Raw genomic sequence first — 13,766 nt, forward strand, 5'->3', positions numbered from 1 at the left:
CCAAATATTCAACAGAGATCACGACCTAATCTTAAATAAGTGAAGGAACTATAACAGATTTATGCCGAACCGGGAAAAAATTTTGAGCCAGCAAACCGAGCGCTGAAATCACGGTATCGAATGTTTCGCTTTTGAACACTCTGGTCGCAAATAGAACAGATTGCGACGATCACAGCTGGAAAACTGGCCCTCATAAGATGAGGATCCACATGCACGACGAAATTTGGAAGATCCGTTTGGTCAGCCGCACCATTGGTGCGGATCGGGGCCGTGCGGCACGGGGTCGACCTTTGGGGGCCTAAGTACATCCACCCTGAACACACCCCATCTACCGGATTCCGACTATGAACGAACAAACTCGCAATACCTCGCGCAGCGGCGGTCGTGCCGCGCGCCGTGCGGCCCGCGCTTCGGCCCTGCCAGATCATCTGCGCCCTGTGCGGCCCGGGTTGGAAGGTGGCACATACAAGCCCCTGACCCAAATGCAGGTGGAACGCATTCACCAGGCCGCGTTGCAGGCGCTGGAAACCATCGGTCTTGCTGACGCCCCCCAGAGCGGTATTGATTACCTTGTCGCAGCGGGCTGCACCCTGGGCGATGATGGTCGCATCCGGTTCCCACGTGCGCTGGTCGAAGACACAATCGCCAAGGCCAATCGCTCGATCACCCTGTTCAGCCGCGATGGCAATACCGATCTTGAGCTATCGGGGGCCAAGGTCCACTACGGAACAGCCGGTGCAGCCGTCAGCATGGTTGACGTCCATGGGCGGAAATATCGCGACTCGACCGTGCAAGACCTGCACGATGCCGCCCGAATTTGCGAACAGCTAGACAACATTCATTTTGTACAACGACCGATGGTATGTCGCGATATTGTCGATAATCTAGAGATGGACCTGAATACTATTTATGCTTGTTGTTCAGGGACATACAAGCATGTCGGAACGTCGTTTACCGACCCCATCTATGTCGCCCCGGCGATGGAATTGATCCATACGATAGCTGGCGGCGAAGCCAAATGGCGAGAGCGACCATTCGTGTCGAACACCAATTGCTTTGTTGTGCCTCCGATGAAATTCGCCACTGAAAGCTGTCAGGTGATGGAGGAATGCATCAAGGCCGGAATGCCCATCCTGTTGCTATCTGCGGGGATGGCCGGGGCAACGGCTCCCTCAACCATCGCCGGGGCAATCGCTCAGGCCACTGCCGAATGCTTGGCTGGATTGGTTTATGTAAACGCTGTAAGTCCCGGTGCCCCAGCAATTTTTGGCACTTGGCCGTTTGGATTGGACCTGCGCACCGGGGCGATGTCCGTGGGCTCGGGCGAGCAGGCCCTGCTCAGCGCGGGTTGCGCCCAGATGCACAAATTCTATGGCCTGCCTGGGGGTGCCGCAGCCGGGGCATCGGATTCCAAGCTGCCGGACATGCAGGCCGGATGGGAGCAGATGTGCTCGAACGTGATGGCCGGCCTGTCAGGCCTGAACATGGTGTATGAATCGGCCGGAATGCACTCTTCATTGTTGGGCTTTTGCTTTGAAAGCCTGATCCTTGGGGATGACTTGATCGGACAAGCCCTGCGGTGCGTTCGCGGTATTGAGGTGACCGACGAAACCCTGGCGCTGGATCAGATGGCCCAGGTGTGCCTGGGCGGGCCCGGTCACTATCTTGGGACAGATGCCACGCTTAGCCGAATGCAGGCCGATTACGTTTACCCGACATTCGGTGATCGTACCTCGCCCAAAGAATGGGTCGAAGTGGGAAAGCCAGACCTGATCCAGAAGGCAACAGACCGCAAGACCGAGATCCTGTCCCACCCATCGCCCGCCCGGTTTGATCCTGTATTGGACGCGGAAATCCGCAGTAAATTCAACATTCACTTACCGCTGTAAAACATTGAAAAGGCGGCCCGAAGATCGGGCCGCCTTTGTTCCATCAAGGTCAACCGTTGGTCGCAGGCAACAAGCCCGCTTCTTGGGCGACAGCAATTTCTGCCTGATCCAATGCGCCATCGCCGTTTGCGTCCATCGCCGAGAACCCGTCGGCGTCAACGTCAGGCAGAACGGCCTGCACTTCTTCTATTGTCAAAACACCATCTCCGTTGGTGTCGACCGAGGATTGTGCGATGGCCAGCGCCGGCAGACCAAGTACAAGTGCGGAAATGGTGGCCAGTGTTTGCGGTTTCATTGTGATGCCTCCTGATTTGAGCTTTTTTGCGTATTTGTGTCCGGACAAGCATCACAAACACCGCAACCCACCCCGCTGTCACTCGCGCAAGGTGAATGTGGCGTTTTCGCGCCAATCTCCGCGTGTTTGGCAGAGTCGCGTCTGCGGCGAGCCGCTGGGCAAAATTCCCCCATAGGCCCTCGGCGGTTCTTGCCCGACTTGAGTGGTGATATCTGGCAGAACTATGCCCAAATTCACGTTCGCACCGCGTAAAAAAGAAAAGGGGGCCGAAGCCCCCTGTCAGTTTCGCCATCCAGGCTCAATTCGTTGACCGCCCGGTGTTTTTTTTGCCTGCGGCCTGGACGTCGCATGGGACGAGCGCACCCGCCCCGTGAAAGAGTGGGAAGGAGCTGATATTCCGCCCCACCCTGTTCCCGGCCAACACGAGCATGTCGGCCGAGTGGAGCAAGGTGCCTTGGTAAGTCTCAGGTCTTGCTCCGTGTTCGTCGGGACCGGATATCCGGGGGGAAATCCAGGTCCCTACACCCCGCTTGGCGGGGCGTTTGTCTTAGCTACACCCGCTGGTCGAACCGCAAGTGTTGCACTTCATGCAGGTGCCGTTGCGCACCAGCGTGTAGTTTCCGCATTCGCCGCAGGGATCGCCCTCGTACCCCTGCATTTTGGCCTTGGTCCGCGCATCCATGCCGGTTGCCACTGCTGTTTCGGCTTCCGGGGCCACGAACTGCGCTGCGGATTCAGCCATGCCGTTCACCTCGGGCTGACCGCCGTTGAACACCACCAGATCCTGCGGCAGACGTTTGCGCAGATAGCCGGTTGAGCTGATTTGTTTCAGCACTTCCAAAGACTTAGTCGCAGCGCTTTCGCTAATCTCGGAAACGTTCGAGACGCCCTCTTCCTCGCCCCGGCCCAGATCGTCAAAGCTTGCACCTTCGGGCTTCACATGGGCCAGATCGGTGCGGTCCAGATAAGACACGGCCAGTTCGCGGAAGATGTAATCCAGGATCGACGTCGCATTCTTGATCGAGTCGTTCCCCTGCACCATCCCCGCCGGTTCGAACTTGGTGAAGGTAAAGGCGTCGACGAACTCCTCCAGCGGCACGCCGTATTGAAGGCCAACCGAGACCGCAATGGCAAAATTGTTCATCATCGCACGGAAGCCAGCGCCCTCCTTGTGCATGTCGATGAAAATCTCGCCCAGTTTGCCGTCTTCGAACTCACCGGTTCGCAGATAGACCTTGTGGCCGCCCACGATCGCCTTTTGGGTGTAACCCTTGCGGCGATGCGGCAGCTTCTCGCGGTGGCTGCGGATGATTTCCTTGACCACAACCTTTTCGATCACCTTCTCGGCCAGAACGACAGCTTTTTCCTGCGCCGATCCGCTCTCCAGCACCTCCGCCGCCTCGTCGTCATCCTCGACCAAGGCCGCGGCCAGCGGCTGGCTGAGCTTCGAGCCGTCGCGATACAGCGCGTTGGCCTTCACACCCAGCGACCAGCTAAGTTCATACGCTTTCTGGCAATCCTCAATGGTGGCATCATTCGGCATATTGATCGTCTTGCTGATCGCACCTGAAATAAAGCTTTGCGCGGCCGCCATCATGGTGATGTGGCTATCAACCCCAAGGAAACGCTTGCCTTTCTTGCCGCACGGGTTGGCGCAGTCGAAGATCGAATAGTGTTCTTCCTTCAGATGCGGCGCACCTTCCAGCGTCATGGTTCCGCATACATGGTCGTTGGCCGCGTCGATATCCGCCTTGGTAAAGCCCAGATGGCGCAGCAGGTCGAAGGTGGGATCATTCAGCTTGGTCGCCGGGATGCCCAGAACGCCGGTGCAGAAATCTTCGCCCAGGGTCCACTGGTTAAAGACAAAGCGGATGTCAAAGGCGCTTTCCAGCGCCGCGTCCACCTTGGCCAGTTCATTGGGGCCAAAACCGTGGCCGGTCAGCGAGGTGTGGTTGATCCCCGGCGCATTGCCGATGCTGCCATGGCCGACGGCGTAAGACACAATCTCTTCGATTTGGGCCGAGGAATAGCCTTGCTTTTCCAAAGCCGAAGGGACTGAGCGGTTGATGATCTTGAAGTAACCGCCACCGGCCAGCTTCTTGAACTTCACCAGCGCAAAATCGGGCTCGATCCCGGTGGTATCGCAATCCATCACCAGACCGATGGTGCCGGTCGGCGCGATCACCGTGGCCTGCGCATTGCGATAACCGTTCTTTTCACCGAGGCTCAGCGCCTCATCCCAGGCGGACATGGCCAGATCGACCAGACGTTTGTCCGGGCAGTTGCCGTGGTCCAGAGGCACAGGCTTCACGGCCAGCTTCTCATACCCGTCGGTTACGCCCTGTGATGCGCGGCGGTGGTTGCGGATGACGCGCAGCATATGATCTGCGTTACGCCCGTAGCCCTTGAACGGGCCAAGCTCACCGGCAATCTCAGCCGAGGTCGCATAGGCCACACCGGTCATGATCGCGGTCAGCGACCCGCAAATCGCGCGCCCTTCATCCGAGTCGTAGCTGTAACCCATGTTCATCAACAGACCGCCGATATTGGCGTAGCCCAGACCCAGGGTGCGGAAGTCATAAGACAACTGCGCGATTTCCTTGGACGGAAACTGCGCCATGGTCACCGAGATTTCCAGCGTCAGCGTCCACAGACGCGCGGCATGCATGTAATCCGCCGCCTGAAACTCACCATCTTTCAGGAAGGTCAGCAGGTTCATCGACGCCAGGTTACAGGCTGTGTCGTCCAGGAACATGTACTCGGAACAAGGGTTCGAGCCGCGGATCTCACCATCGTTGGGGCATGTGTGCCATTCATTGACGGTGTCGTGGAACTGAATGCCCGGATCGGCACAGGCCCAGGCCGCGTGACCAACCTTTTCCCACAGATCGCGTGCCTTGACGGTCTTGGCAACCTTGCCATCGGTGCGGTTGATCAGCTCCCAATCGGCGTCTTTTTCAACCGCCGTCAGGAACGCATTGGTCACCCGGATCGAGTTGTTCGAGTTCTGACCCGAGACCGAGCTGTAAGCTTCGGAATCCCAGTCCGTATCATAGGTCGGGAATTCGATACTGTCGTGGCCCTGCTTGGCGTAATCCAGCACACGCTTGACGTAAGTCTCGGGGATTGCGACTTTTTTCGCTTCGCGCACGGCCGTTTTCAGGGCGTCGTTCTTTTTGGGGTCATACGCATCGTCCTGCGCGCCGTCCCATGTGCGGATGGCCTCGAAAATGCCGTTCAGCATCTTTTCGTGCATCTTCGATCCGGCAACGATCGAGGCCACCTTCTGCTCTTCGATCACCTTCCATTCGATAAACTTCTCGATATCCGGGTGATCTGCATCGACGATTACCATCTTTGCTGCTCGACGGGTTGTCCCGCCTGATTTGATCGCGCCAGCGGCGCGGTCGCCGATTTTGAGGAACCCCATAAGACCCGAGGACTTGCCGCCGCCTGAAAGCGATTCACCTTCTGCGCGCAGGTGGCTAAAGTTGGTTCCGGTTCCGCTTCCATATTTGAACAGGCGCGCCTCGCGCACCCACAGATCCATGATGCCGCCTTCGTTCACCAGATCATCATCGACGGATTGGATGAAGCACGCGTGCGGCTGCGGATGCTCATAGGCGGATTTCGATTTGGTCAGCTTACCGGTTTTATAGTCGACATAATGATGCCCCTGCGCCGGGCCGTCGATTCCATAGGCCCAATGCAGACCGGTGTTGAACCACTGCGGGCTGTTGGGCGCGGCGCGCTGGGTGGCCAGCATATAGCGCATCTCATCGAAATAGGCGCGCGCGTCATCCTCGGTCGAGAAATAGCCACCCTTCCAACCCCAATACGCCCAGGCACCGGCCAGACGGTCGAAGACCTGCTTGGACGAGGTTTCACCTTCGAACTCTGCCCCTTCATCAGGGATTGAACGCCACAGAAATTCGGGAACGTCCTTTTCCTTAACCTTCTTCAGCTTGGACGGAACGCCAGCTTTTCGAAAATATTTTTGCGCAATGACATCGCTGGCAACCTGGCTCCAGGTTGTGGGAACTTCTACGTCGTCCAGACGGAAAACGATCGTGCCATCCGGGTTTCGAATCTCGGACGTCGCAGAGGCGAACTGCAAATCTGCATAAGCATCTTGTCCCGATTTAGTGAATTTTCTGTCAATCTTCATGTCCGCCGCCCTAGATTCAATCAACTTGTCATTAGCGTCAGGCCCAAATTCGCGGACCACTTACCGTGCCAGAAATTTTGGACGCAAACGACCGCCCGCTGCATTCGACAGCGCGAAACCGTTCAAACGGTTGCACATTGCTATTTTGTGCTTTCCGACCCTCGCCCTATGCCTTGCTCTGGTTTTTCTACCAGATTTAGTGGCATCACCTTCGGCCCATACAATTTGGCGTATTCGTCCATAGAACGTCAACGTTCTTTTTACGTCATTTTTGAAATCTTTTTTGTTGACCGAACGATGTGGTTAGACCGCCGCGCACAGGAATCCGATTCCTCCACAGCTTCATCAACAGCCCCAGAAAGCCGGCATTGCCCAAAAGCAAATGAATTAACTGTTATTGGCCTTAAGGTTATCGGAATTAGATAAACTGGCGATAAGATGACGGGGCTGGCTTAGAATCAGTCTTCAACTATCCGGGCACCTGAATCTCGCCGGTTACAAATGCGTGAAGGATTGGGGTAGTTGGATTGATGTCGTTGTTTCGCTTGTTTCCCGCGCTGGCCCTGATCGTGGCCTGCACACCACAAGATGTCCCCCCATCAACACGCAGCGCGCAGTTTCAGGAATTCCCGAAAAGATTGTTCGAAACCTTTGAAATCAGCTGTGATGGCCCTGGTGAACGTTTTGAAAAAGTTGGCAATAGCGCGTTCGAATGCAGCGAGTTTCTGCCCCCCGACACAACGGCCTTTCTGATTCTCAATTATGACGGGTATCCGCAGGACCTGCCGCAAAGTGTTATGCGCATGACCTCAACCAAAAACACCGGTGGCTACCGTGTCGATGCCGAATTGTACTTTAATGTACCGCAGAAATCCGGCCCGGCCGTCAAAGTTCCAGTGGAAAGCAAAACGCTGGATAAAGCGCTGAGCGCGCTTTACCAAGCGATGGGTGGTTCACCAACATAAGTTGAGAAGTGGTCGGGGCGGCGAGATTCGAACTCACGACCCCCTGTACCCAAAACAGGTGCGCTACCAGACTGCGCCACGCCCCGGACCGTGCGCCTTCCTAACTGTGCCGTTTGGATTTGAAAAGCCCTAACAGGGCCAAATTGCAGGACCTTGCGAAAAAACTTTGTGCTGCACCTCTGTACCAGGCGTAATCAGGTAACGTGCGGCAAGGCCCGCGTTGATTTCAAGCACTGCGTACACCGAATCGCCGCCCTCAATCGGAGTCAGATCCCCGGGAATCGCGTTGTCGTGCACGTGAACAACCGCACCCAAACGGTTGAGGAAAATGATATCCAGGGGAATCAGGGTATTTTTCATCCAGAACGCAACCGGCTGCGGAGGATCGAACACAAACAGCATCCCCGACCGCTGCGGCAGCGATTCCCGGAACATCAGCCCCCGCGCCCGCTCTTGCGGGGTCACGGCGACCTCGATGTCAAAGCCGACTTGTGTTTTTTCGTTCTTCAGACTGATCCGATCTTCGCGGCACGCGGCCTGCGCCCCTTGGGCCCAAAGCACTGCAACAATTGCAAGAACCGTGGAAAACCTGATCATTGGCGTCAATCGTCCAGTGCCGCTTCCCAGGCCAGTACCTGCGCCGCCATGCGCCCGCGCTTACCATCGATAACACGCATCGCCAAAGCTTCGCCTGGCTGCAGATCCGCCAGACCCGACTGGCGCAGAACCTCGATATGCAGGAATACATCCTCGCCACGACCAAAGACGTTCGCAAAGCCAAAGCCCTTGCCCTTGTCGAACCATTTGACGCGCGCGGCCTCCAATGGTGCCGCAGCGATTTCGACAGGATCAAGTTCCGCAAAATCCGCCAACATCATCGTGTCGGTCCGCACTGGCGGATCAACACTGATAACCTCGACCGCCTGAACGCCGCGATCGGTCCGATGCGTCATGATTTCGATGCCTGCGCCATCCGCGACCGAACTTTGGCCAAAATTGCGCAACACGTTCACGTGCAACAGAATATCCGGGCCGCCTTCGTCGGACACAACAAACCCATACCCCTTGGTGGGGTCGAACCATTTTACGTGTCCACTAACGCGGTACATGTTGTTCAGATCTTCTGGCACGGTCTTCCCATCGCGAAAATTACCAATTCGTTAAGGGTTCGATGTGTATGGGAATGGCACGCAAATTCAAGTTGAAAAAACCCTTTGATATCTGCGTGTTGCATTTCACGATACGCGAACGTCATGGATTCAACCTTTGTACTTGCCACGCGGAACCCACCTGATCCCGCTGCCACCTGAACCGATCGTGCAGACGAAAGGCCCCATCGGCCCAGAATTCGATCTCGGTCGGTTCAAGCCTGTATCCGCCCCAAAACGAAGGACGTGGAGGATTCGGCCCCAATTTCGCCGTCACCTTTGCCACCTCGGCCATCAGCGCAGTGCGGCTGCTTAGTGGCTGTGATTGCTTTGACGCCCATGCACCCAGGCGGCTTTTTAGGGATCGGGACGCATAATATTCATCAGCAAGCGGTCCGTTCTCTCGCGTGATTGTACCACGAACTCGGATCTGTCGCCGCAAAGATTTCCAATGCATGACAAATGCGGCATTGCCCTGGCCGTCCAGCTCAGTCGCTTTGACGCTTTCGTAGTTGGTGTAAAACACAAAAGCACCCGGCTCGATCTCTTTTAACAGTACCATGCGCACATTCGGCATACCGGTACTGTCCACGGTTGCCAGAGCAATCGCATTAGGATCGTTAGGTTCACTATCCGTAGCTTCCGCCAGCCACCGCCCCGCTATTTCAAACGGATCGGTGCCGGCGAATATGCCTTCACGCTCGTTCATTCCCATCCCCTGGAAACCATTGTTAACTACCCTAGGGCGAGAACCTGCCACGGGCAAGAGCGCGCGGCCTTGATGCAGCGCATCCAATGGCATAAACCATCTCAACATGACGCGAAGGACAGGCGGAGAACCAAACATGTCAAATCAGTTGATGGCCGGCAAACGCGGCCTCATCATGGGACTGGCCAATGATAAATCAATCGCATGGGGAATTGCCCGCGCTTTGTCCGAAGCCGGGGCAGAGCTTGCCTTTTCCTATCAGGGGGATGCTCTGAAGAAACGGGTCGACCCGCTGGCGGCCCAACTTGGCAGCGAAATCGTCCTGCCCTGCGATGTCAGCGACGAGGATTCAATCGACGGGTTGTTCACGGCCCTGTCCGAGAAATGGGGTAAACTGGACTTTGTGGTCCATGCCATCGGGTTTTCGGACAAGAACGAATTGCGCGGGCGCTATGTCGATACGTCGCGCGCGAACTTCAAGCTGACAATGGATGTGTCTGTTTATTCGTTCACGGCCGTTATGCAGCGCGCTGAAAAGCTGATGACCGACGGCGGCAGCGCAGTAACGCTGACCTATTATGGTGCCGAACAGGTCATGCCGCACTATAACGTGATGGGCGTTGCCAAGGCCGCGCTTGAGGCGTCGGTAAAATATCTGGCCGAAGATCTGGGCAAGGATGGCATCCGTGTCAACGCGATCTCGGCCGGTCCGATCAAGACCCTGGCCGCCAGCGGTATCGGTGACTTCCGCTATATCATGAAGTGGAACGAGTATAACTCTCCACTGCGCCGTAACGTGACCATCAACGATGTCGGCAATTCCGCACTTTACTTGCTGTCAGACCTCAGCAGTGGCGTGACGGGTGAGAATCTGCATGTAGATTCAGGCTATCACATTGTCGGCATGAAAGCCGTCGACGCACCAGACGTTGAAAAGGGTTAAAGACATGAGCGCCAAGGATCGTCTGCCTCACGAAAAAGGCTTTCACATCAGCTGGGATCAGATTCACCGTGATTCTCGGGCGTTGGCCTGGCGGTTGGATGGTCAAGGCCCGGATGATGGTGCCTGGCGTGCAGTTGTTGCCATCACGCGGGGCGGCATGGCTCCCGCTATGATTGTAAGCCGCGAGCTGGACATTCGCACCGTCGACACGATCAGTGTCCGGTCCTATCACCATCAGGATCAGGGCGAGGCCGAAGTGCTGAAAGCCCCGGACGCCGAGCTGATGGGCGACGGCACTGGTGTTCTGGTCATCGACGATCTGGTCGACAGCGGCAAAACACTGGAGCTGGTGCGCGCGATGTACCCCAACGCGCATTTCGCAACTGTTTACGCCAAACCCAAAGGCCGCCCGATGGTGGATACTTTCATCACCGAGGTCAGTCAGGACACCTGGATCTTCTTCCCTTGGGATATGGCCCTGCAATATGTCGAGCCCTATCGGGGCACCGACTGATCCTCAGATAAACATTTAGGACTACGCATGACCCGGACACGCACCGCTGCCACCTTCGCCCCTCCGGTGATGGAGGCGCGGCGTTGGCTGGAAGGCGTGGTGTTTCCCGACGACCGGCCTTTGATCAATGTCAGTCAGGCGGCACCGGTCGACCCGCCGCCTTTGGCGTTGCGCCAAGCCATGGCAGAGTTTGCGGTGGCCGAAGACCGCGCACATTTGTACGGGCCGGTTCTGGGCAACCCCGACCTGCGGGCGGAACTTGCCGCGCAGATCGGACAGCACTATGCCGCTGACGTTGTGACGGATCAGATCGCCATCACATCGGGCTGCAATCAGGCGTTTGCCGCCACGATCTCGGCCATCACGGATCAATGGGATGAAGTTATTCTGCCAACCCCTTGGTATTTCAATCACAAAATGTGGTTGGACATGGCGGGTGTTCACGCAGTCGCTCTTGAAATGGGCGATAACTTGCTGCCTGACCCCGAAAAAGCACGCGCCCTGATCACCGACAAGACTCGCGCCATCGCTTTGGTGACGCCCAACAACCCCGGCGGGGTCGAGTACCCGGCTGATCTGGTGCTGGCGTTTTACGAACTGGCCCGCGATGCCGGTATCCGGCTGTTGGTGGATGAAACCTATCGCGATTTCGACAGCCGCAGCGGCCCGCCGCACGATCTGTTTCGGCAGCCGGGGTGGGAAGATACGCTGGTTCATCTGTATTCATTCTCAAAGGCCTATCGCCTGACGGGCCATCGGGTCGGCGCGATTGCAACTGGTGCCGATCTGTTGGCGGAGGTCGAGAAATTTCTGGACACGGTTGCCATTTGCCCCGGTCAGATCGGTCAGTTCGCGGCGCATTGGGGAATGCAAAACCTGTCTGAATGGCTGGCAGGCGAAAGAGATGAAATCCTGGATCGACGCGCTGCAATCAAAGAGTTGACGCCAAGCCTGACCGACAAGGGCTGGCGGTTGCTGGGGTTGGGTGCTTATTTCGCCTATTTCGAACATCCGTTCGACATCCCCTCGGATGAGCTGGCGCGCAGATTGGTGTCCGACGCCGGCGTACTGTTGTTGCCCGGGACAATGTTCATGCCACCCAATGATCCCGCCGGAAAACGCCAGGTACGCATTGCTTTTGCCAATCTGGATCGTGCTGGTATCGGGCAATTGTTTGATCGGCTGCGGGGGGTGTCCTTCTAAGCTTGCCCCTCGGCTGTGCGCATCGTATTCAGGGCCGCAACCGACAGGGCAGATACCTGCCGAAATAAGCACAAAGAGGGCACCATGGCCGCAGGCATCAAAAAGTTATCGAAGACCTTTGTCTGGATTCTCATGGGGCTTTTGATGCTGGGTCTTGCTGGGTTTGGCGCGGTCAACCTCAGCGGGACGGTGCGTACCGTGGCGCAGGTTGGGAACGAAGATATTTCGATCGACGACTATGTGCGCGAACTTCAACGCGAAATCCGTGCCGTTGAAAACCAGACCGGGCAACCCCTGCAAATGTCGCAGGCACGGGAATACGGGCTGGATCAACTGGCGTTGTCACGCCTGACGGCTTTGGCTGCGCTGGATAATGAGGTCGGCCTGCTGGGCATTTCGATCGGTGATGAAAACCTGCAAAAGGAAATCGTCGCCATCCCGGCCTTTCAGGGCGTCAACGGCACCTTCGACCGTGAGGCATATCAGTTTCAACTGGATCAGATCGGGATGACGGATTCTCAGTTCGAATCGGATATGCGCAAGGAATCCTCGCGGACTATCGTGCAGGACGCAGTCGTCAGTGGTGTGGAAATGCCTGAGGTTCTGACGCGGGTTCTGACGGATTATGTCGGCGCGCGGCGCAGCTTTACCGTTGCAACGGTTGCCTCTGACGTGCTGCCCGCGCCGGTTGCTGAACCGACCGATGAACAGGTGGCAGCCTTTTATGACGAAAACGCGGATCAGTTCACCCTGCCCCGCACCAAACAGCTGACCTATGCGATCCTGTCGCCCGACATGCTGCTGGACAGTGTCGAGGTTGAAGAAGATGACATTCGCCGCCTGTTCGACCAGCGCGCGGCCGAGTTCCACCAACCCGAACGTCGGCTGGTCGAACGTCTGGCCTTTCCGAGCGAGGACGCAGCCAAGGACGCTAAGGCCCAACTGGAAGTTGGCGGCACGTCTTTTGAACAACTAGTAAGAGACCGCGATCTGGAACTTAGCGATGTTGATCTTGGCGATGTAACCCGTGACGATCTGGGCGGCGCTGCCGAAGACGTGTTTGCGGCCGAACTGGATACTGTTGTCGGCCCCCTGCCGTCGGTTTTTGGCCCTGCACTGTTCCGCATCAACGGTTCGCTGGCGGAAAACAACACCTCTTTCGAGGATGCCGCCCCCGCCCTGCGCGAGGAACTGGCCGCAGACCGCGCCCGCCGTCAGATCGAAGCGCAGGCCGAAGACATCAATGACCTGCTGGCCGGTGGCGCAACGCTGGAAGAACTGGCCGCCGAATCCGATCTGGAGGTCGGCCAGATCGACTGGACCAGTCAAAGCGACGATGGCGTCGCCGCCTATGACGGTTTCCGCAGCGCCGCCGAAGCAGTGACCGAAGGTGACTTCCCCGAGGTTGCATTCCTTGATGATGGCTCGATCTTTGCGCTGCGCCTGAACGAGGTGCTGCCCCGTCGGCCCGAACCTCTGGAAACGGCCCGCGACCGTGTTGCCGCTGCGTGGACACAGGCAGAGACAAACAAAGATCTGGAAGATCATGCGAATTCCATTCTTGAGCAGTTGAACAGTGATGGTGATTTCACTGCCACCGGCCTGCCGTTCCGCGTGGAAAACGCCCTGACCCGCACTGCATTCCTTGAAGACGTGCCCGCCGATTTCATGCGGCAGGTCTTTGAGATGCAACCCGGTGAACTGCGCGTCGTACCCGGCACCGGAACCGCATTGATCGTACGTCTTGATGAGTTGTTGCCGCCCGCCGAAACCGACGAGCGGCGTCAGGTGCAAGGTGCCCTGTCCGCGCAACTGAATCAGGCCCTGGCGCAAAACATTTTCGATGCCTTCGTCCGTGATGCGCAGGCGCGCGCCCGGCCGGTCGTGGATCAGCGCGCGCTGAACGCCGTACAAGCGAATTATTAAAAGAGA

Annotated in this window: 11 protein-coding genes and 1 tRNA gene; 6 read left to right on the forward strand and 6 right to left on the reverse strand. The window is 57.1% G+C overall.

The window, feature by feature from the left end; genetic code table 11:
• Positions 1 to 344 precede the first annotated feature (344 nt).
• Complete coding sequence (locus tag JT51_RS17300) at positions 345 to 1,889, forward strand: trimethylamine methyltransferase family protein (RefSeq protein ID WP_037315693.1); 1,545 nt, start codon at positions 345 to 347, stop codon at positions 1,887 to 1,889.
• 49 nt (positions 1,890 to 1,938) lie between these two features.
• Here JT51_RS17300 and JT51_RS17305 read toward each other — a convergent pair whose 3' ends face one another.
• Positions 1,939 to 2,184 (reverse strand): hypothetical protein, encoded by a 246-nt coding sequence (locus JT51_RS17305; RefSeq protein ID WP_037315696.1) that lies wholly within the window; start codon positions 2,182 to 2,184, stop codon positions 1,939 to 1,941.
• A 547-nt stretch (positions 2,185 to 2,731) separates the two neighbouring features.
• Complete coding sequence (locus JT51_RS17310) at positions 2,732 to 6,352, reverse strand: vitamin B12-dependent ribonucleotide reductase (protein ID WP_037315699.1); 3,621 nt, start codon at positions 6,350 to 6,352, stop codon at positions 2,732 to 2,734.
• A 638-nt stretch (positions 6,353 to 6,990) separates the two neighbouring features.
• Between JT51_RS17310 and JT51_RS17315 the strand changes: the two genes are divergently transcribed.
• Positions 6,991 to 7,317, forward strand: coding sequence for a hypothetical protein (locus JT51_RS17315; protein WP_235216204.1), 327 nt, complete (start codon positions 6,991 to 6,993; stop codon positions 7,315 to 7,317).
• Positions 7,318 to 7,326: 9 nt separating this feature from the next.
• Here the strand turns inward: JT51_RS17315 and JT51_RS17320 are convergent.
• The 4 genes from JT51_RS17320 to pdxH all read right to left on the reverse strand — a co-directional run bounded on the left by JT51_RS17320 (position 7,327) and on the right by pdxH (position 9,174).
• Positions 7,327 to 7,403, reverse strand: a tRNA-Pro gene (locus tag JT51_RS17320).
• 43 nt (positions 7,404 to 7,446) lie between these two features.
• Positions 7,447 to 7,914 carry a DUF192 domain-containing protein gene (locus tag JT51_RS17325; protein WP_051927628.1) on the reverse strand — a complete coding sequence of 156 codons (468 nt, stop codon included), beginning with the start codon at positions 7,912 to 7,914 and terminating at the stop codon, positions 7,447 to 7,449.
• A 5-nt stretch (positions 7,915 to 7,919) separates the two neighbouring features.
• Positions 7,920 to 8,426, reverse strand: coding sequence for a cold-shock protein (locus tag JT51_RS17330; protein ID WP_419177314.1), 507 nt, complete (start codon positions 8,424 to 8,426; stop codon positions 7,920 to 7,922).
• A 142-nt stretch (positions 8,427 to 8,568) separates the two neighbouring features.
• Positions 8,569 to 9,174, reverse strand: a complete 606-nt coding sequence (pdxH, locus tag JT51_RS17335; protein ID WP_037316325.1) for a pyridoxamine 5'-phosphate oxidase — start codon at positions 9,172 to 9,174, stop codon at positions 8,569 to 8,571.
• A 136-nt stretch (positions 9,175 to 9,310) separates the two neighbouring features.
• Here pdxH and fabI point away from each other — a divergent pair, with 136 nt between their 5' ends.
• The 4 genes from fabI to JT51_RS17355 all read left to right on the forward strand — a co-directional run bounded on the left by fabI (position 9,311) and on the right by JT51_RS17355 (position 13,760).
• A complete protein-coding gene (gene fabI, locus JT51_RS17340) occupies positions 9,311 to 10,117 on the forward strand; it encodes an enoyl-ACP reductase FabI (RefSeq protein WP_037315711.1) in 807 nt (268 codons plus the stop codon).
• A 4-nt stretch (positions 10,118 to 10,121) separates the two neighbouring features.
• Positions 10,122 to 10,631 (forward strand): xanthine phosphoribosyltransferase, encoded by a 510-nt coding sequence (gpt, locus tag JT51_RS17345; protein WP_037315713.1) that lies wholly within the window; start codon positions 10,122 to 10,124, stop codon positions 10,629 to 10,631.
• Positions 10,632 to 10,658: 27 nt separating this feature from the next.
• Positions 10,659 to 11,834 (forward strand): aminotransferase, encoded by a 1,176-nt coding sequence (locus JT51_RS17350; protein ID WP_037315716.1) that lies wholly within the window; start codon positions 10,659 to 10,661, stop codon positions 11,832 to 11,834.
• An 84-nt stretch (positions 11,835 to 11,918) separates the two neighbouring features.
• Entirely contained in the window at positions 11,919 to 13,760 is a 1,842-nt protein-coding gene (locus JT51_RS17355; RefSeq protein ID WP_037315719.1) for a peptidyl-prolyl cis-trans isomerase, read from the forward strand.
• Positions 13,761 to 13,766 lie beyond the last annotated feature (6 nt).

It is taken from the genome of Ruegeria halocynthiae, assembly GCF_000743705.1.
In the GTDB taxonomy this organism is placed as follows: domain Bacteria; phylum Pseudomonadota; class Alphaproteobacteria; order Rhodobacterales; family Rhodobacteraceae; genus Ruegeria; species Ruegeria halocynthiae_B.